12 protein-coding genes, 6 tRNA genes, 3 rRNA genes and 2 pseudogenes are annotated in these 19706 nt (G+C 36.8%); 1 reads left to right on the top strand and 22 read right to left on the bottom strand.

Features of this window, described 5'->3' with window-relative positions; genetic code table 11:
* The 19 genes and pseudogenes from cdaA to NST10_RS12640 all read right to left on the bottom strand — a co-directional run bounded on the left by cdaA (window position 1) and on the right by NST10_RS12640 (window position 15533).
* Window positions 1-810: a diadenylate cyclase CdaA gene (gene cdaA / locus NST10_RS12730; RefSeq protein WP_000347896.1), complete on the bottom strand. Its 810-nt coding sequence runs from the start codon at window positions 808-810 to the stop codon at window positions 1-3.
* A 189-nt stretch (window positions 811-999) separates the two neighbouring features.
* Window positions 1000-1908 (bottom strand): arginase, encoded by a 909-nt coding sequence (gene rocF, locus NST10_RS12725; RefSeq protein WP_000162591.1) that lies wholly within the window; start codon window positions 1906-1908, stop codon window positions 1000-1002.
* Window positions 1909-2049: 141 nt separating this feature from the next.
* A tRNA-Lys gene (locus NST10_RS12720) sits at window positions 2050-2122 on the bottom strand.
* A 3-nt stretch (window positions 2123-2125) separates the two neighbouring features.
* Window positions 2126-2200 (bottom strand) — tRNA-Gln (locus NST10_RS12715).
* 9 nt (window positions 2201-2209) lie between these two features.
* A tRNA-Tyr gene (locus tag NST10_RS12710) sits at window positions 2210-2293 on the bottom strand.
* Window positions 2294-2321: 28 nt separating this feature from the next.
* Window positions 2322-2397: transfer RNA gene (locus NST10_RS12705), tRNA-Val, on the bottom strand.
* 7 nt (window positions 2398-2404) lie between these two features.
* Window positions 2405-2476: transfer RNA gene (locus NST10_RS12700), tRNA-Glu, on the bottom strand.
* A 1-nt stretch (window position 2477) separates the two neighbouring features.
* Window positions 2478-2552: transfer RNA gene (locus NST10_RS12695), tRNA-Asn, on the bottom strand.
* Between the two features lie 11 nt (window positions 2553-2563).
* Window positions 2564-2678: ribosomal RNA gene (gene rrf / locus NST10_RS12690) — 5S ribosomal RNA — on the bottom strand.
* Window positions 2679-2750: 72 nt separating this feature from the next.
* A 23S ribosomal RNA gene (locus NST10_RS12685) occupies window positions 2751-5673 on the bottom strand.
* 441 nt (window positions 5674-6114) lie between these two features.
* Window positions 6115-7666 (bottom strand): 16S ribosomal RNA (locus NST10_RS12680).
* Together the 16S, 23S and 5S rRNA genes with 6 tRNA genes alongside form the textbook arrangement of a ribosomal RNA operon.
* A gap of 183 nt (window positions 7667-7849) precedes the next feature.
* Window positions 7850-8036: pseudogene (locus NST10_RS12675) on the bottom strand (hypothetical protein).
* 88 nt (window positions 8037-8124) lie between these two features.
* Entirely contained in the window at window positions 8125-9189 is a 1065-nt protein-coding gene (locus NST10_RS12670; protein ID WP_000958522.1) for an Mrp/NBP35 family ATP-binding protein, read from the bottom strand.
* A 147-nt stretch (window positions 9190-9336) separates the two neighbouring features.
* A pseudogene (gene lmrS / locus NST10_RS12665) lies at window positions 9337-10780 on the bottom strand (multidrug efflux MFS transporter LmrS).
* A 188-nt stretch (window positions 10781-10968) separates the two neighbouring features.
* Window positions 10969-11442 carry a multidrug efflux transporter SepA gene (sepA, locus tag NST10_RS12660; protein ID WP_072435031.1) on the bottom strand — a complete coding sequence of 158 codons (474 nt, stop codon included), beginning with the start codon at window positions 11440-11442 and terminating at the stop codon, window positions 10969-10971.
* A gap of 121 nt (window positions 11443-11563) precedes the next feature.
* Window positions 11564-12907 carry a multidrug efflux MFS transporter SdrM gene (gene sdrM, locus NST10_RS12655; RefSeq protein ID WP_001237527.1) on the bottom strand — a complete coding sequence of 448 codons (1344 nt, stop codon included), beginning with the start codon at window positions 12905-12907 and terminating at the stop codon, window positions 11564-11566.
* Window positions 12908-13084: 177 nt separating this feature from the next.
* Window positions 13085-13768: a hemolysin III family protein gene (locus NST10_RS12650; protein WP_000047120.1), complete on the bottom strand. Its 684-nt coding sequence runs from the start codon at window positions 13766-13768 to the stop codon at window positions 13085-13087.
* 18 nt (window positions 13769-13786) lie between these two features.
* Window positions 13787-14974 (bottom strand): UDPGP type 1 family protein, encoded by a 1188-nt coding sequence (locus tag NST10_RS12645; protein ID WP_000884730.1) that lies wholly within the window; start codon window positions 14972-14974, stop codon window positions 13787-13789.
* Between the two features lie 43 nt (window positions 14975-15017).
* Complete coding sequence (locus NST10_RS12640) at window positions 15018-15533, bottom strand: metal-dependent hydrolase (protein ID WP_000147093.1); 516 nt, start codon at window positions 15531-15533, stop codon at window positions 15018-15020.
* 176 nt (window positions 15534-15709) lie between these two features.
* Between NST10_RS12640 and NST10_RS12635 the strand changes: the two genes are divergently transcribed.
* On the top strand, window positions 15710-15970 hold the full coding sequence (locus NST10_RS12635) for a hypothetical protein (protein WP_001251935.1): 261 nt from the start codon (window positions 15710-15712) through the stop codon (window positions 15968-15970).
* Between the two features lie 131 nt (window positions 15971-16101).
* Here NST10_RS12635 and NST10_RS12630 read toward each other — a convergent pair whose 3' ends face one another.
* From NST10_RS12630 to NST10_RS12620, 3 genes are all read right to left on the bottom strand, one after another.
* Entirely contained in the window at window positions 16102-17472 is a 1371-nt protein-coding gene (locus NST10_RS12630; protein WP_001573509.1) for a YjiH family protein, read from the bottom strand.
* A gap of 235 nt (window positions 17473-17707) precedes the next feature.
* Window positions 17708-18676, bottom strand: a complete 969-nt coding sequence (locus NST10_RS12625; RefSeq protein ID WP_339210166.1) for an iron chelate uptake ABC transporter family permease subunit — start codon at window positions 18674-18676, stop codon at window positions 17708-17710.
* Window positions 18673-19704: an iron ABC transporter permease gene (locus NST10_RS12620; protein WP_000974927.1), complete on the bottom strand. Its 1032-nt coding sequence runs from the start codon at window positions 19702-19704 to the stop codon at window positions 18673-18675. The genes NST10_RS12625 and NST10_RS12620 overlap by 4 nt, the downstream gene beginning before the upstream one ends.
* Window positions 19705-19706: the final 2 nt, after the last annotated feature.

The raw sequence follows: 19706 nt of genomic DNA, 5'->3' as shown, positions 1-19706 counted from the left end.
TTATTTCACACCTTTCTTTTGAAAGCGTGTGCCAAACCAATGTTCAGCAAGCAACTCTTCAAAAATTTCGTTTGAAATGTCTCGGCGTAATTTTCCATCAAATGTTACCGAAATATCACCAGTTTCTTCAGATACAATAACGGTAAATGCATCAGATACTTCTGAAATACCAACCGCTGCTCTATGTCTTGTACCCAAACTTTTAGATATCTTAGGACTATCAGACAATGGCAAATAACTTGCTGCTGCTGCAATCTTCGTGCCTTGAATAATCATTGCACCATCATGTAAAGGTGTATTAGGTATAAAGACATTAATTAAAAGTTCTTGTGAAATATTTGAATCCATTGCAATACCTGTTTCAATATAATCTTGAAGACCTGTTTCTTTTTCAAAGACAATTAATGCACCTATACGTCTTTTAGCCATATATTGCACAGCCTTTGAAACCGATTGAATCAATTTCTCTTCATCTTTACTATACGTATTAGAAGTATAGCGTTTTAAAAAGCTACCTCTACCAAGTTGTTCTAACGCACGTCTAATTTCTGGTTGGAATATTACTATTAAAGCTAATACCCCCCATTGAATAACGATATCGAATAATTTAGATGTTGCAGTCAAGTTCAATATCATACTTATCTGCTGACCAATAACAATTACTAATATCCCTTTAAGTAATTGTATCGCTTTAGTTCCCTTAAAGACCGTGATGAGAAGATAAAGTACATACCAAACTATCAGTAAATCAAGGATACTCGTTACAATTTTTAACGTACTGAGGTTTTGAAAAAAGTTGGAAAAATCCATAACATCTCCTCCGGGTAATATTTTTCCATAATACCCATTATACCAATCATTTACATCACTGTCATACGAACATATATTTAAATAGAAAAAAATTTATTTTAAAGATTATAACTACTCTTAATCATTTTAGTGAATTAAAAAAAGTAGTGCAAAAAGCAAAATATACTTTATACACTACAAATCATTTATTTATAATAAAGTTTCACCAAAAAATGTTCCAACTAACGAAACCGATTGTTCAGCAGTATGGTTGTTATGATCAATAAGTGGATTCACTTCAACTAAGTCCATTGAAGTAACTGACTGAGACTGATGTAATAATTCCAGCGCAAAATGACTTTCTCTATATGTAAGTCCGCCTAAGACTCTAGTACCTGTGCCTGGCGTTTCAAGTGGATCTAAGGCATCAACATCTAAAGATAAATGAACGCCATCAACATTGCGTGACTTCAAATATTCTATTGTATTTTCAATTACTTCCTTTATCCCCAATTTATCAATATCTGACATAGTAAATGTTTTAATATTATGATCTTTGATAAATTGTCTTTCACCTTTATCTAAATCTCTCATACCAATTAGTACGATGTTTTCTGGCTTGATTACATTACTATTTAATTCTAAAAGTTCTTTAGGACCTTCACCTGTCAAAATCCTTAGAGGCATACCATGAATATTTCCACTTGGTGACTCTTCAGGTATATTTAAATCACCATGTGCATCATACCAAATAACACCTAAATTATTATAATGTTTACTTATTGCTGATACTGAACCTATCGCAATAGAATGATCTCCACCAAGAACTAGAGGAAATCTGTTATTTTCAATTGATGCTGATACTTCTTTATTTAATTTTTGAGTAACATCTATAATTTCATCGTAGTTTCTTAATCCATTTTGTTCACTTTGAAATTTTTCAATGTCTACAGCTGATACCTTAATATCCCCTTTGTCATTAACATCAAGGTCTAATTGCTTTAGTCTTGGTATTAAACCTGCATATCTAATCGCAGTTGGTCCTAAATCAACACCTAATTTTCTTTGTCCAAATGTTGACGGTACACCAATAATATCAATTCCTTTTTTCTTTGTCATAAGCGTCCCCCTTTGTTATACATAATTTCAGAATAATGTATACGCTTACTATAATCAAGTAATAGCCATAACATAACGCCTTAGCATCCTAATTCTCAAAAAATAAAAAAAGCACTTCCCAAGAATGGAAAGTGCAAGTAGTGAGCCATAGAGGATTCGAACCTCTGACCCTCTGATTAAAAGTCAGATGCTCTACCAACTGAGCTAATGGCTCTAATGGCTGGGCTAGCTGGATTCGAACCAACGAGTGACGGAGTCAAAGTCCGTTGCCTTACCGCTTGGCTATAGCCCAATATATAGATGGTGGAGGGGGGCAGATTCGAACTGCCGAACCCGAAGGAGCGGATTTACAGTCCGCCGCGTTTAGCCACTTCGCTACCCCTCCAGCTTATTCAGTTAATTAATAATCAAAATGGTGGAGAATGACGGGTTCGAACCGCCGACCCTCTGCTTGTAAGGCAGATGCTCTCCCAGCTGAGCTAATTCTCCAATATAATGACTCCTACGGGACTCGAACCCGTGTTACCGCCGTGAAAGGGCGGTGTCTTAACCGCTTGACCAAGGAGCCATGGCTCCACAGGTAGGACTCGAACCTACGACCGATCGGTTAACAGCCGATAGCTCTACCACTGAGCTACTGTGGATTAATATTAATGCCTGGCAACGTTCTACTCTAGCGGAACGTAAGTTCGACTACCATCGACGCTAAGGAGCTTAACTTCTGTGTTCGGCATGGGAACAGGTGTGACCTCCTTGCTATAGTCACCAGACATATGAATGTAGATTATACATTCAAAACTAGATAGTAAGTAAAAGTGATTTTGCTTCGCAAAACATTTATTTTGATTAAGTCTTCGATCGATTAGTATTCGTCAGCTCCACATGTCACCATGCTTCCACCTCGAACCTATTAACCTCATCATCTTTGAGGGATCTTATAACCGAAGTTGGGAAATCTCATCTTGAGGGGGGCTTCATGCTTAGATGCTTTCAGCACTTATCCCGTCCACACATAGCTACCCAGCTATGCCGTTGGCACGACAACTGGTACACCAGAGGTATGTCCATCCCGGTCCTCTCGTACTAAGGACAGCTCCTCTCAAATTTCCTACGCCCACGACGGATAGGGACCGAACTGTCTCACGACGTTCTGAACCCAGCTCGCGTACCGCTTTAATGGGCGAACAGCCCAACCCTTGGGACCGACTACAGCCCCAGGATGCGATGAGCCGACATCGAGGTGCCAAACCTCCCCGTCGATGTGAACTCTTGGGGGAGATAAGCCTGTTATCCCCGGGGTAGCTTTTATCCGTTGAGCGATGGCCCTTCCATGCGGAACCACCGGATCACTAAGTCCGTCTTTCGACCCTGCTCGACTTGTAGGTCTCGCAGTCAAGCTCCCTTATGCCTTTACACTCTATGAATGATTTCCAACCATTCTGAGGGAACCTTTGAGCGCCTCCGTTACCTTTTAGGAGGCGACCGCCCCAGTCAAACTGCCCGCCTGACACTGTCTCCCACCACGATAAGTGGTGCGGGTTAGAAAGCCAACACAGCTAGGGTAGTATCCCACCAGCGCCTCCACGTAAGCTAGCGCTCACGTTTCAAAGGCTCCTACCTATCCTGTACAAGCTGTGCCGAATTTCAATATCAGGCTACAGTAAAGCTCCACGGGGTCTTTCCGTCCTGTCGCGGGTAACCTGCATCTTCACAGGTACTATGATTTCACCGAGTCTCTCGTTGAGACAGTGCCCAAATCGTTACGCCTTTCGTGCGGGTCGGAACTTACCCGACAAGGAATTTCGCTACCTTAGGACCGTTATAGTTACGGCCGCCGTTTACTGGGGCTTCGATTCGTAGCTTCGCAGAAGCTAACCACTCCTCTTAACCTTCCAGCACCGGGCAGGCGTCAGCCCCTATACATCACCTTACGGTTTAGCAGAGACCTGTGTTTTTGATAAACAGTCGCTTGGGCCTATTCACTGCGGCTCTTCTGGGCGTTAACCCTAAAGAGCACCCCTTCTCCCGAAGTTACGGGGTCATTTTGCCGAGTTCCTTAACGAGAGTTCGCTCGCTCACCTTAGAATTCTCATCTTGACTACCTGTGTCGGTTTGCGGTACGGGCACCTATTTTCTATCTAGAGGCTTTTCTCGGCAGTGTGAAATCAACGACTCGAAGACACAATGTCTTCTCCCCATCACAGCTCAGCCTTAATGAGTACCGGATTTGCCTAATACTCAGCCTTACTGCTTAGACGTGCAATCCAATCGCACGCTTCGCCTATCCTACTGCGTCCCCCCATCGATTAAAACGATTATAGGTGGTACAGGAATATCAACCTGTTATCCATCGCCTACGCCTGTCGGCCTCAGCTTAGGACCCGACTAACCCAGAGCGGACGAGCCTTCCTCTGGAAACCTTAGTCAATCGGTGGACGGGATTCTCACCCGTCTTTCGCTACTCACACCGGCATTCTCACTTCTAAGCGCTCCACATGTCCTTACGATCATGCTTCAACGCCCTTAGAACGCTCTCCTACCATTGTCCAAAGGACAATCCACAGCTTCGGTAATATGTTTAGCCCCGGTACATTTTCGGCGCAGTGTCACTCGACTAGTGAGCTATTACGCACTCTTTAAATGATGGCTGCTTCTAAGCCAACATCCTAGTTGTCTGGGCAACGCCACATCCTTTTCCACTTAACATATATTTTGGGACCTTAGCTGGTGGTCTGGGCTGTTTCCCTTTCGAACACGGACCTTATCACCCATGTTCTGACTCCCAAGTTAAATTAATTGGCATTCGGAGTTTGTCTGAATTCGGTAACCCGAGAGGGGCCCCTCGTCCAAACAGTGCTCTACCTCCAATAATCATCACTTGAGGCTAGCCCTAAAGCTATTTCGGAGAGAACCAGCTATCTCCAGGTTCGATTGGAATTTCTCCGCTACCCTCAGTTCATCCGCTCACTTTTCAACGTAAGTCGGTTCGGTCCTCCATTCAGTGTTACCTGAACTTCAACCTGACCAAGGGTAGATCACCTGGTTTCGGGTCTACGACCAAATACTAAACGCCCTATTCAGACTCGCTTTCGCTACGGCTCCACATTTACTGCTTAACCTTGCATCAAATCGTAACTCGCCGGTTCATTCTACAAAAGGCACGCCATCACCCATTAACGGGCTCTGACTACTTGTAAGCACACGGTTTCAGGTTCTATTTCACTCCCCTTCCGGGGTGCTTTTCACCTTTCCCTCACGGTACTGGTTCACTATCGGTCACTAGAGAGTATTTAGCCTTAGGAGATGGTCCTCCCAGATTCCGACGGAATTTCACGTGCTCCGTCGTACTCAGGATCCACTCAAGAGAGACAACATTTTCGACTACAGGATTATTACCTTCTTTGATTCATCTTTCCAGATGATTCGTCTAATGTCGTCCTTTGTAACTCCGTATAGAGTGTCCTACAACCCCAACAAGCAAGCTTGTTGGTTTGGGCTCTTCCCGTTTCGCTCGCCGCTACTAAGGGAATCGAATTTTCTTTCTCTTCCTCCGGGTACTAAGATGTTTCAGTTCTCCGGGTGTGCCTTCTGATATGCTATGTATTCACATATCGATAACATGACATAACTCATGCTGGGTTTCCCCATTCGGAAATCTCTGGATCAAAGCTTACTTACAGCTCCCCAAAGCATATCGTCGTTAGTAACGTCCTTCATCGGCTTCTAGTGCCAAGGCATCCACCGTGCGCCCTTAATAACTTAATCTATGTTTCCATCCTACAGGAAACGCGTTATTAATCTTGTGAGTGTTCTTTCGAACACTAGCGATTATTTCTTATGAATTCAAGCTTATTTAAAACTCTTTATTCACTCGGTTTTGCTTGGTAAAATCTATATTTTACTTACTTATCTAGTTTTCAATGTACAATTTCTTTTTAGTCAAGCGCTCGCATACTGCTTTGTTTTCAAAAAATCAAATGCTCATTTACAAAAGTAAACTCCGCTTTAATTTTTCTTAACGCATTGTCTGACAACCGCTTTCTTTAAAAAGAATAGATTGTCAAGCGCTCGCATACTGCTTTATTATCACAAGCAATATCGCTTTAACCAAAAAATATTTGAATGTTAAATAAACATTCAAAACTGAATACAATATGTCACGTTATTCCGCATCTTCTGAAGAAGATGTTCCGAATATATCCTTAGAAAGGAGGTGATCCAGCCGCACCTTCCGATACGGCTACCTTGTTACGACTTCACCCCAATCATTTGTCCCACCTTCGACGGCTAGCTCCTAAAAGGTTACTCCACCGGCTTCGGGTGTTACAAACTCTCGTGGTGTGACGGGCGGTGTGTACAAGACCCGGGAACGTATTCACCGTAGCATGCTGATCTACGATTACTAGCGATTCCAGCTTCATGTAGTCGAGTTGCAGACTACAATCCGAACTGAGAACAACTTTATGGGATTTGCTTGACCTCGCGGTTTCGCTGCCCTTTGTATTGTCCATTGTAGCACGTGTGTAGCCCAAATCATAAGGGGCATGATGATTTGACGTCATCCCCACCTTCCTCCGGTTTGTCACCGGCAGTCAACTTAGAGTGCCCAACTTAATGATGGCAACTAAGCTTAAGGGTTGCGCTCGTTGCGGGACTTAACCCAACATCTCACGACACGAGCTGACGACAACCATGCACCACCTGTCACTTTGTCCCCCGAAGGGGAAGGCTCTATCTCTAGAGTTGTCAAAGGATGTCAAGATTTGGTAAGGTTCTTCGCGTTGCTTCGAATTAAACCACATGCTCCACCGCTTGTGCGGGTCCCCGTCAATTCCTTTGAGTTTCAACCTTGCGGTCGTACTCCCCAGGCGGAGTGCTTAATGCGTTAGCTGCAGCACTAAGGGGCGGAAACCCCCTAACACTTAGCACTCATCGTTTACGGCGTGGACTACCAGGGTATCTAATCCTGTTTGATCCCCACGCTTTCGCACATCAGCGTCAGTTACAGACCAGAAAGTCGCCTTCGCCACTGGTGTTCCTCCATATCTCTGCGCATTTCACCGCTACACATGGAATTCCACTTTCCTCTTCTGCACTCAAGTTTTCCAGTTTCCAATGACCCTCCACGGTTGAGCCGTGGGCTTTCACATCAGACTTAAAAAACCGCCTACGCGCGCTTTACGCCCAATAATTCCGGATAACGCTTGCCACCTACGTATTACCGCGGCTGCTGGCACGTAGTTAGCCGTGGCTTTCTGATTAGGTACCGTCAAGATGTGCACAGTTACTTACACATATGTTCTTCCCTAATAACAGAGTTTTACGATCCGAAGACCTTCATCACTCACGCGGCGTTGCTCCGTCAGGCTTTCGCCCATTGCGGAAGATTCCCTACTGCTGCCTCCCGTAGGAGTCTGGACCGTGTCTCAGTTCCAGTGTGGCCGATCACCCTCTCAGGTCGGCTATGCATCGTTGCCTTGGTAAGCCGTTACCTTACCAACTAGCTAATGCAGCGCGGATCCATCTATAAGTGACAGCAAGACCGTCTTTCACTTTTGAACCATGCGGTTCAAAATATTATCCGGTATTAGCTCCGGTTTCCCGAAGTTATCCCAGTCTTATAGGTAGGTTATCCACGTGTTACTCACCCGTCCGCCGCTAACATCAGAGAAGCAAGCTTCTCGTCCGTTCGCTCGACTTGCATGTATTAGGCACGCCGCCAGCGTTCATCCTGAGCCAGGATCAAACTCTCCATAAAAATTATGATGTTTGATTAGCTCATAAATACTAAATAATGTTTGTAACTTATCGTTACGTTTTTTGGAATTAACGTTGACATATTGTCATTCAGTTTTCAATGTTCATTAATGTTCAATCTCTTTTATTGTACTTCATTTAATTATTGAAGTCAATAACTTTTCGAACGATTACTTTATTTATTTTATATTGTTTTTATAGTTATTTCAATGGTAAGTTTTACACTTTTGAAATTCTTCTTTAAAAACATCATCACCGTTTTTGACGACTTTATTATCTTATCAACTTTATAATTTAAAGTCAATAACTTTTTTGAAAAACATTCGTGTTTGCAAGTCGCTTCTTTTTTCAATGCGTTTATTGCTTAACACAAGAACTTATTTTACCAGCATTCCAAAACAAATCAATATAAAAACGTACAAAATAAAAGTAATTTTGTACGTTTAGCATATATTATACCTATTTATTTGTGGCAGCTATAACTTTTTGTGCAATCGAGCTATAAATTTTACCTAGACGATCATCTGATTGATATATTGACGGTGCAAAATCTTTTGGATTCCAAGATGGTTGCTCTAAAGGTAATTCCCCAAGTAATTGAGTATTAAGTTCATCAGCTAACTTAGTACCGCCACCTTTGCCAAAGACATATTCTTTATTCCCCGTCTCTTTACTTTCAAAATAACTCATGTTTTCAATTACGCCAAGAATAGAATGATCCGTATGTTTTGCCATCGCACCTGCGCGAGCTGCAACAAATGCTGCTGTAGGATGAGGTGTCGTTACAATAATTTCCTTACTTGAAGGTAACATCGTATGAACATCTAAAGCTACATCTCCTGTTCCAGGTGGAAGATCGAGTATTAAATATTCAATGTCTCCCCATCTAACTTCTGTAAAGAAATTCGTCAACATTTTACCTAACATTGGTCCTCTCCATATAACTGGTGCATTTTCTTCCACAAAAAATGCCATTGATATAACTTTAACGCCATGACGTTCAACTGGAATTACTTCCTTCCCATTAATTCCAGGCTTTTCATCAATACCCATCATATCTGGTACACTAAATCCATATATATCGGCATCTACTAATCCAACTTTTTTACCTTCACGGGCTAAGGCAACGGCTAAATTTACTGCAACAGTAGATTTACCGACGCCACCTTTACCTGAAGCAATAGCAATAAATTCAACTGGATTATTTTGAGATAATAAGCCTTCTATCGTTTTAGGTTTATTTTCTTCTTTTGGTTTAAATTGATTTACTTTTTCTTCTGGTAACGTTTCAAATCGTATACCCACAGTTTTTGCACCATTTTCTTTTAAAACATTAACAACTGCCATCTGTAAATCTAATTGCGGTGCACCACCTAATTGTGCCATTGCCACTTTAACACTTACATGTTCTTTTTCTTCCTTAATAGAAACTTCTACAATACCTTCTGTTTCTTTTAAAGGTACATCTATAATAGGATCTTTAATTTCTCCTATTAGTTCTTTAACTTGATCTACCGTTAACAAAGCAAATCCCCCTTAATCAATTTAAAATATCTACATCATAGCAAATAACAATTTTTGCTTAGTCTATCAATAAAAGTATAAAACTTTTCATTAAATAAAAAAAGAAGTTAGCCTATTATTTTCAATAGACCAACTACTATAATTATTTTAAAATTTCCTTCTATTACTTTCTATTTCTTTAGGTTCTCTTATAAAAAGCGCTATCACATAAGCTGCCATAACAAGCACAGCTACAAAAGCAAATGAGATATCCACCCCTATAGCAATTGATTGCTGTTTAATTTCAGTTGCAGTTAAATGCGATGGCGATGTAGATGAGAATATTTTTGCGCCAAAACTCATCAAAGTAACCATTAATGCTGTTCCTAATGAGCCAGCCATTACACGACCAAAGTTCATAATAGCCGTGCCATGTGAGATTTCTTCATTTTTCAAAGAATTAATTCCTGTAGTATTTATCGGCATCATGAGTAAAGAAACTGAAAACATTCTAATTGCATATACGACTATTAAATACGTATAAGATGTGTCTGTATGCAAGAAACACAACATAATAGTAGTAATTGTTAAAATCGTAAAACCAGTATAAATCAGTGGTCTAGGACCATACTTATCATAAAATTTACCTGTAAAAACCGACATAATACCATTTATGATTGCACCTGGCATGATAACAAGTCCAAACAATAATGCAGATAGAGCTAAGCTATTTTGAACATAGAGCGGTATTAATAACGCTGGACCAACCATTGACATCATTATAATCATTGAACTAATCGTACATAATGCAAATGTTCTATTCTTAAAAACACTTAAATTTAAAAGTGCATTGCTTATATTGAATTGTCTACGAATAAATAAGTAGATGATAATAGAACTAATTATCATTGCACCAATGACTACCGGGCTAGTAAATCCTAGGTCGCCTGCACTACTGAATGCATATAACATTAATCCAAATCCAATCGTTGAATACATTACAGAGCGCTTATCTAGCTTAGTATATTTCACTTCATTATAGCTTGAAATTGAAATTAAACCGAAGATGAATGCGACTAAAGCAATTCCTACAATTATAATAAATGGTACTCGCCAACTCGCTTGATCAATGATTAATCCAGTAACAGTAGGCCCGATTGCTGGTGCAAATTGAATAACTAAACCAGCTAATCCCATTGCAAATCCTCTATGTTCTTTACTGAATAACGTAAACAATGTGAATTGCATTAAAGGCATGAGTACGCCTGCCCCCCATAGCTTGGATGACACGTGCTAACATTAAAACTCCAAAATTGGGTGCCATGGCTGCAACAATTGATCCTACTAAAAATGTCCCCATCGCTGCTAAGTATAAAGGTCTAGTTTTAATCCTGTCCATTAAGTATGCTGTTAGAGGTATCATGACGCCATTAACAAGCATAAACCCAGTAACTAGCCATTGCGATGTACTTTCATTAATATTTAATTCTCTCATTATACTAGGTAACGCTGTATTTAATAATGTTTGATTTAAAATAGCTACAAACGCACTAATCAACATAACAGCAACTATGAAGTTTCGTCTCCGGGTTGTTAATTCAACTTTAGCCATCATAATTCCTCCTTTGTAACAAATTTACGTTTATTAGCATATATACTTAAAATATATTTCAGATTAAAGTACCAACTATTTATATCAATGGTTATTATTAACCGTGATTAATTGAAGCAAAACAACTCATTTTCTACTATATGAATAAAAAGAAGTTGGAACACATCATTGCCCCCAACTTCAAAACTCTATTTTCTATTATTTAGATTTTTACTTTCAGGGTAAAACTGCAGCTTACAAACATATAAAAAGCCTATAATAACCATGATGACCCAAAAATCAATGTTGATATACACATAGTTCAGATGAATAATAAAATAAAATAACGTTGTTGCAACCATATAAGAGATTAAATGAAAAGTTGCACCTCTAAAATAAGCATTTTCAGGTAACATTTTTCTAAAATAATCCATCAAATGTTCAACTGCAAATACGATAAAGTAGCCAAATATAATATAACTACCATAATATAGCAAATTGTCGTACATACTTCTGTTATATGTGAAGTCACCTAACCTAAAATAAATAAGAATTCTACTTAATCCATATAGTCCGAACCCTAAAAACGTTAAGAATATCGCACCAGAAAGCACAAAGATAAAGAGAACAATAATTGTTGTTAATAAATTATAAAACTTATGTTTAAGATAATTCATAACTATTGTCCTCCTTACCATAAATAATTTATATTGCTTTTAATTTTAAGATAGTTGATTACACTTCAAACTTAGTAAAATGATTATTTGTTACTTTATTTACACTACATCAATTTTAATCATAATTCTATTCTTTTGTTTGTGACGCCGCTTCTCTATAAAATATGAGCCATACAACGATGAGCCCTACACTTATCAAGGATACAACGCCTAAAATATTATGCAAGTTTGCACCAAACAATCCTGATTTTAACGCATAAAGGTATCCCATAATCGTCGAACCTATTGATGCGCCAAGGTTTTTTGTTAATCCATAAAACGACATCATTTTCTTCATTTGTATTGGACTTGTTTCCTCTTGGACAATTACACTATCTTTTGTATAAATATATCCAAAGCTTAGTCCACTTAAAATTAAGACACATGCTATAAGAATTGGTAATTTTATACCAAACGCAATGATTATACTACTTAATAATAATAATGTAAAAGACGACAAATAGATAACTTTTCTTGATAACTTCGCTTCAATATGGTGCAAATTAAAATTCAATGTAATCCACGCTACAGAAAGTGGAAAAATAACTAATCCACTTTGCAATGGCGATAACCCCAGTTGTTCTTGAAGATACACAGGAATATATAAATTAAAGCCCATTAAACAAACAGCTGTAAGAAGATCTGTAATAAAGACCAAAGTAATCATTCGATTAAATTCTGCTACTGGTAAGAATGGGGATGAAACTTTTTTCTCAACATTAAATAATCGAAGTGCAACTAATATTGCTAAGACAAAACCTATGATATTTAAATATAAATGTTGTTGGTTTAACAATGCAAACATAATTAAACCAATGAAAATATAAAACAGGGTGATACCTTTAGTATCGAATTTTGATTTAGCCACAGTTTCTTCTTCTGGAAAATGAAATGTCCAGACAACCAATATTATTGCAATAATCGCAATCGGTATGTTTATGTAGAATAACCAATGCCATGTTGCAAATTCTAATATGCCACCACCTAGAAGTGGTCCAATGATACTCGAAATCCCCCAAACGCTACCAACGATACCCATAATTTTATAGCGTAATGGAATTTCAAATGCTAATTTGGGCACAATTTGTGACAAGGACATCATGACACCAGATCCAAACCCTTGAATTACACGTGATATAACCAACATACTAAAATGTGTGCTTAAACCTGACATTAAACTACCAACCGTGAATAGTGTAAGACCTGCGATAGCAATATAAATAATTTTAAAACGAGTTAATAATTCACCTACTATAGGATTGGCAATTACTAATGCGATAAAATACGCGGTAAAAATTAATGAAATTAAATTCCCTGCATTTAAATCTTGCTTAATTGTTGGTAACGCTAAAGAAATAATTGATGATTCGATTGCAGCCATAAACATGATTAATATTAAAGCTATTACAGTTACAATTGATTTTAAACGCATGCTATACCTCCTTCTTTATATATATTTATACGATTTTATTTACAAACTATTGATTTGTATTTGTATAAACACTTTTGACTTTCAAATCTTAACGATAATAGTCATACAAAACAATCCTCTATTAGAATGAATTAAGTAATAAAAAAAGCGGAGTTCCCCCCACCTTCTGATAAACTATTACATAAAATATAAAATAGCAATTAAATGCAATAATGATGCTATAACAATAAAAATATGCCATATCATATGAAAATATGGTCTGTTTTTTTGTGCATAGAACCATGCACCAATCGTATATGACACACCGCCTAAGAAAATGAATAATATGAATATCCATGATGTGCGAATAAAAATAATTGGTAACAAGATAATACCTACCCAGCCCATCACTAAATAGACAATTAAGCTTAACTTTTGGTTAACTTTGACAGCTATGGATTTATATAAAATTCCCCAAAGCGTTGTGCCCCATAATAGGATAAACACTGTCCATCCAATCCAACCACCTACAACTGTTAATAAAATAGGCGTATATGTACCTGAAATTGCTACATAAATCATACTATGATCAATAATTCTTAAAATATATTTATGAGGCGTTTCATTTTGCATAGAATGATAAATAGTAGATGAAATAAACATCATAAAGATAGAAATAACATAAATAGACATACTCACAGACGCAAGCGTACCATATGCAATATAACTGTGCACAGCTGCATAGGGTAACACTAATAATGTTAACAAAGCTGCAACACCATGAGATGCTGCATTACCAATTTCTTCTCCAAATGATAAAGGGATGATATCCTTAAATGTTTCTACGATTGTGTCATTACTTTTTTCACTAGATTTGGACACGTAAGTCACCGCCTAACATTAAATTAAACCCATTCTACGTAAATCTTCAGTCGCTGTTGCAACACTATCTTTACCTTCTTTATTTTTAAGAGGTGAGAACTCTTCTTCTCTAGGAACTTGTAACGTGACAAAACTAGTTCCATAAGTAAATATGTCAAAATAGAACAATTCGAATTTTAAAGTTGGTTGTTCAATAACACCAAAGTTCTCATCTAATTGCTTCAAATTCTTAATAGCTAAATGATAAGGTAATTCACGATTTACAGCATTTAAAATAAAACCAAGTTTAAATGCATGAATACCGATATTAGCATTGTTAAATTGATTTGCAACTTCTGGATCTAATTCTGAATACTCCAATACTGTATCTTTACAATCGACATTAACTAATCGCCCAACACTTTCTCCTGGTTTTGGTTGAATCGTTTTAGAAGTAATATCGTAATCATGTTCTACCGTAAATCCTGCAAATAGTGGATCCAACACTTTTACTAAAACATTATCGATATTATTCAAGAAAATATACTTAACGCCATTATTAGACATTTCTTCTAAGTATCCTGCCTTGTCTAAAGATTTAAACACGCCACCATTACCATTCGGCGTTTCCATAATACGACCCTGTTGATTTAAAATTAATTGTCCTGCTTCACTAAGCGCCACAATATTATCTTGCTTAAAGAAATGGATTGATTCTTGATCATAACCAAAGTAGTTATGTGATTCAAAATAAGCTAAAGTTTCTTCATGATTGATATCACTTGTCATAATGTACCATTGAATTTTATGACCAGTTTGTCGATGTAGTTCTTTTAATTGTTTTGCCTGAAGTTCAAATAAACTTACACCTTCAATTTCGAATGAACCTTTAGGTCCTTTATATCCAAGTCTTGTTCCTTGTCCACCTGCCATCAAAAGTACTGCAAATTGTCCTTCTTTAATAGCTTGAAGTCCTTGTTCCTCTAAACGCTTAATCTCATCATCACTCATTTGTGATTTAATATCATATTTCACTTCAGAAACTGCAGATACATCATCTATCGTTTTCTTATTGATGTATAAATCGTTATATAATTTGGCAATAAAATCTAAATCTAATGACGCTACCTTCTCTTCAAGTGCTTCTTTTTCATTGTTACTCATTATTTTTTCATATTCACATAAATGATCTTGTTTATATTTAGCTAATTGATTTTTATCTAGCATTTTATGCCTCCTGCTGAGTTTGTAACCTTTAATAATTTATTTTCTATAAAAACTTAGTATTCCAGTTGCTTATTATATCATTGATGAAAGGCTGAAATAAAACATAAACTGTTCCGATCATTAACGCAGTAGCTAAAGATAAGTCTACAAGTCCACCTGTTTTAAATTGAATCGGTGTCTTCACATTAAACGGTAACGGATAAAATAATTTCACGCCTTTTGGTGTTATCATATCTAGTATAACATGTGACACTAATCCAATTATAATTGCTGCCATATAATAATTAGGCGTCTGAATAATTTGCAATAAAAATGCTATGATTGCGATAAATAATATTGAATGCGTAAAGGTTCGATGTCCAAAGATCAATCTCACAAAAAAACTAATTACCTTAAACCTTCTGCCAATCTTACTTTGAGTGTGACATATATCGGGTAATAAGCTAGCTAGAGTTGCTAGAATGATAACCGTAACCGACGAAAAAATATCCGTTTGAAAATATTGTGTTGTTAGCGCTCCAACGAGCATGCCGCATGAAGCATGTGTTTTACCTGTCATATTTGTTCTCCTTTAATACTCATATTTTACCATAAATTCGCCAAAAACACGAACATATTTTCGGGTTGAACTTCATTAGTATGACACAATTTAAAAAAGTATCACATAACTCTTGAAAACGATTACAAAATCGTTTATGATGTATTTACAAAATATTTAAAGGATGTGTTTGAATAATGGCAATGACAGTAAAAAAGGATAATAATGAAGTGCGTATTCAATGGAGAGTTGCTGATATCAAAATTCCTACAAGTGAAATTAAAAATATTACACAAGACCAAGATATTCACGCAGTTCCTAAATTAGACAGCAAAGATGTATCTAGAATCGGCTCAACATTTGGTAAAACGAATCGCGTTATTATCGATACTGAAGACCACGAATACATTATTTATACTCAAAATGATCAAAAAGTTTACAATGAATTAACTAAATAAATTGTATAAAAAAATCATTCATGGTGAGGGCTTCATGAATGATTTTTTTAATTGATTCAACACCCAGCATAAACAAATACAAAAGGACAACTGTTTTCACAATTTTAACAGTTGTCCTTTTCTATATCTAATTACAATAACAAGTGTGCCATCAAAGAAATAATTGGTAGTGTAATGATTGTTCTAATCAAGAAAATCATAAACAATTTGCCGATGCTTACAGGAATCTTCGAACCAAGTATGACGCCACCTACTTCAGACAAGTATATTAACTGCGATATACTAAGTGCCCCAATAACAAAACGAGTTATATCATTTTGTACACCTTCAATTAATATAGAAGGTAAAAACATATCGGCAAAACCGATAATAATCGTTTGAGAAGCCTGTGCCGCTTCAGGTATATGCATTAACTCTAAAAATGGAACAAAAGGTTTACCCAAAATAACGAACAATGGCGTGTAGTTCGCAATAATGGTAGCAATAGTACCAATACTCATCACAACAGGTAAAATAACAAACCACATATCAACAACCGTTTTCAATCCTGACTTAAAGAAGTCAACAATGCCCGGTGCTTTAATACCTACTTCTGTTGCAGTATCAAAGCCATGTCTCAATGCCGTCTTTCCTTCTGGCAATGCCTCAGTACGCGCACTTTCAGGTACCTCCTTAGCATACTCATCAGGAATTTTATTTAAAGGCCAAATTCTTGGCATAATGACTGCTGCAACGAGGCAGGATACTATCACTGATAAATAGAAAGCAAAAAATTGATTTTGCATATGTACTGTTTCAGCAACTACAATTGCAAAGGTGATAGAAACTACACTAAATGTCGTTGAAATAACTGTTGCCTCACGACGAGAATAATATCCTTCACCATATTGTCTACTTGTAATTAAGACCCCAACAGTTCCGTCTCCAATAAATGATGCTAAATTATCTACCGTCGAACGTCCTGGCAATGTAAATAAAGGTCTCATAACCGGTCTAAAAATAGGACCCAACATCTCTAACAAACCGTATTCCATTAATAGTGGCAAAAATAATGCCGCAAATAAGAATACTGCCACTAAAGTTGGCAATAAACTCGAGAACAATAATCCACCCGTTTCATCTGAATATATTACTTTTGAACCAATTCGTAAAAATGTCATCCACGCAAAGACAACGGCAAGTAATCGCAAAATTAACCAACCTATTCTTACATTAAACGCATTATGCAATAATCCATCAGGTTTCAATTTATCTTTTAAAATAGTTGAACAAATCAGTGTTATGATACCCGACAAAGTAATTATCGTCACAATTAAAAATGGCATTACGCCACCTAATACATCTTTAAGAACGCCTGCTAAAAATGCCACTGGCAACGTTGTTTGCTTCTGTCCATCTTGTTCGACTGGAATTGGTACTAGAAATAATAAGATACCAATTAAAGACATCGTAATAAACTTAAGTCTCCCAATGACTATCTCTTTCCTTGAAAAGCTATCCATAAAATCAATCCATTTCTCTATGTATTCGTTTTAAGTATATACAGAATTCTATTCAGTTAACAAACATATTCCTTATCATTATATCTTTTAAAATGTTTATGTATGCAAAATAATGAATAATTACAGTTATTAAATATACGCTATTTCTTGTAATTTTTCAAGATGAATTCAAAAAAGGTTAAGTACAATTACTGATTTCGTACTTAACCTTTTATAAACTCTAATCATATGTTAGTTATTTCATTCTTCGTAATAATATTAAGAAGTATGGTGCACCGATAATTGCAATGATAACCCCTACAGGAATATCCAGTGGCGGATGAATGCCACGGGCTAAACCATCACCAAATGTTAACAATATAGCACCAATTAACCCCGACATGATAATAACGTGTAATGTTTTATTTCCTATTAACTGTCTCGAAATATGAGGTGCAATTAATCCTAAAAAGCTAATACCACCGACAACTGAAATTGCGGATCCTGCTAATATTACTGCTAAAATTAGCAATAGCATTTTAATAGTTTTAACTTTTAAACCGAGTGCGGTTGCAACAGCATCACCTAGATTCAATACATCTAATTGATAACTCAATAAAATGATGATTGGTATCGTTATTAAAAACCAAGGTAATATAGTATAAATATTCGACATATCATGTCCATATAGACTACCCGTCAACCAAACAAGCGCTTTGTTTGCTTCCAGTGGATTTCTGATTAATAAGAACTGCACAATCGCCGTACATATTGCGCCTATTGCTAAACCAATTAAGGCAAGCTTTGAACCTTTAACATCATATTTTGAAATTAAAAATGATAAAAATAAACTTACTGCAAAGGCACCTAAGAATGAACCTATAGGTAATACAAACAATGGTGCTGTTGGAAAGATCATAATAATAATCACAGCAGCTAAACTGGCACCTTTAGAAATACCTATAACATCAGGTGAGGCTAACGGGTTTCTTATTACAGCTTGTATAATTGCACCTGATATAGCCAAGCTACTACCGATAATAATACCAAGTAACGTTCTAGGTATACGATACTCATTTAAAATAAAATCATCTTGTGTAAAGATTCCCTTAATAGCATCAATCGGGTGAATCATGACAGACCCTACACATAAACTTATGAATATACTCACAATTAAAAGGATTGTGATTAAACTATAACGACGTATAATTTTCGTTGTCATCATATTCTTTTCACCCCTTTAATCGTTATAAATAAGAAGTAAAGTGCACCTACGAATGATGTAACAATCCCTACTGGTGATTCATAAGGATATGTAATTAAACGACTTAATACATCTGATAGTAGTAATAAATCTGCACCTATAATAAATGTTAATGGAATCATGACTAAATAATTCTTACTCACATAGCGCTTGACGATATGTGGCACAATTAAACCAACAAAGCCAATTGGTCCTGCTATTGATACAGACATACCTGTAAGAATAATAACTAATAGTCCAATGATGATTCTAACTTTATTTATATTTTGACCCAATCCCTTAGCAATATCATCGCCAAGTTCCATTATCGTTAACTGACGACCAATAAAGACTGTTGCAATTAATGCACCAATAAGCCATGGTAGAATGGTTAAAATCTCATCCCACTTCATACTGGATAATGAACCAACAAGCCAAAACATCACTTGTTCATTAGAATTTTCATTTAAGATTATAATCCCTTCAGTCATACTACTAAAAAATAAATGAATGGCCATACCAGCCAACGCTAATTTAATAGGCGTCATACCTTTTGTAGCACCAGAAAGTGTGTAGACAGTTAATCCACCAATAAAGGCGCCAATGACACCTAAATAAAGTGAGTAGTATTCTAATGATGGAATAATAATCGTTACTAATACAATGACAAATGACGCGCCAGAACTAACACCAAAAATCTTTGGAGATGCCAGTGGGTTACGAGTCATTGCTTGCATTAACAAACCAGATACCGCTAACGCACCGCCAATAAATAACCCTGCAATCATCCTTGGCATACGTACATTATGTAATAAAAACGTTGCTTTTGTATCCGTATGACCAGTAACATAGTGAACGATATCGCTAAAATTAATTTTTGAAGAACCAATTGCCATATTTAAATATACACAAATAAAAAGAAAGCACACACTCACCATATACGTGAGTGTTGTGCGTCTTTTTCTTTTATGATCTATGGCAGATTGGCTACTTAATTCTTTTATAGCCATTT

It is taken from the genome of Staphylococcus sp. FSL W8-0305, from assembly GCF_037966415.1.
Lineage (GTDB): Bacteria > Bacillota > Bacilli > Staphylococcales > Staphylococcaceae > Staphylococcus > Staphylococcus aureus.
This window is presented reverse-complemented; position numbering and strand designations above follow the sequence as displayed.